This window comes from Corynebacterium pilbarense, from assembly GCF_026930265.1.
In the GTDB taxonomy this organism is placed as follows: domain Bacteria; phylum Actinomycetota; class Actinomycetes; order Mycobacteriales; family Mycobacteriaceae; genus Corynebacterium; species Corynebacterium pilbarense.
Genome location: NZ_JANRML010000070.1, coordinates 1 through 853 on the forward strand (window position 1 = coordinate 1; position 853 = coordinate 853).

The following is an 853-nucleotide window of genomic DNA, read 5'->3' on the forward strand; positions in this document are numbered from 1 at the left end:
GAATAAGTTGAATGAGAAAGGACAAGTTATCAGGAACAAAGTGAGGTTAGTCTGTAAAGGCTATGCTCAGATAGAAGGACTGGATTTTGATGAAACATTTGTGCACGTAGCAAGGTTAGAAGCTATCAGAATGTTTCTTGCTTACTCTTGTCATAAGAATTTCAAAGTTTATCAGATGGATGTTAAGTCAACATTTCTTAATGGAGATCTAGAGGAAGAAGTATATATGGAGCAACCTGAAGGATTTTCATTGACAGACAATCCTAATTATGTTTGTAAGCTGAAGAAGGCCTTATATGGACTAAAACAAGCACCACGAGCTTGGTATTCTAGACTGGACAAATTTCTACAAGAAAAAGGGTTCAAGAAAGGTATTGTTGACAGTAACCTTTACATTAAGTCTGAAGGTGATGATTTACTAGTTGTTTTGGTTTATGTAGATGATATTATTTTTGGCTGTACTAATGAATCATCTGTCCAGTGGTTTGCTAACTCTATGCAAACAGAATTTGAAATGTCTATGATAGGAGAACTGTCATTTTTCCTTGGTCTGCAAATTACTCAGAGGCCCGAAGGGATCTTCATTTCTCAAGGAAAATATTTAAGAGAAATGCTGAAAAGCTTTCAAATGGAAGATTCTAAACCAATGGGTACACCTATGGTAACTGGATGTAAATTAAGCAAGGATGATGATTCGCCCGATGTTGATCAAAGCTCATATCGATCAATGATAGGAAGCTTGTTGTACATCACAGCATCTCGCCCAGACATAATGTATGCTGTAGGAATGGTAGGAAGATATCAGGCTGCACCTAAACAGAGTCATTTGCAAGCAGTCAAAAGGATATTCAGG

Annotated in this window: 1 protein-coding gene; it reads left to right on the forward strand. The window is 36.9% G+C overall.

Translation table 11 applies throughout. The features are described from left to right. On the forward strand, positions 1 to 853 hold an 853-nt coding region (locus NUW87_RS11995; RefSeq protein ID WP_269028642.1), incomplete at both ends, for a reverse transcriptase domain-containing protein.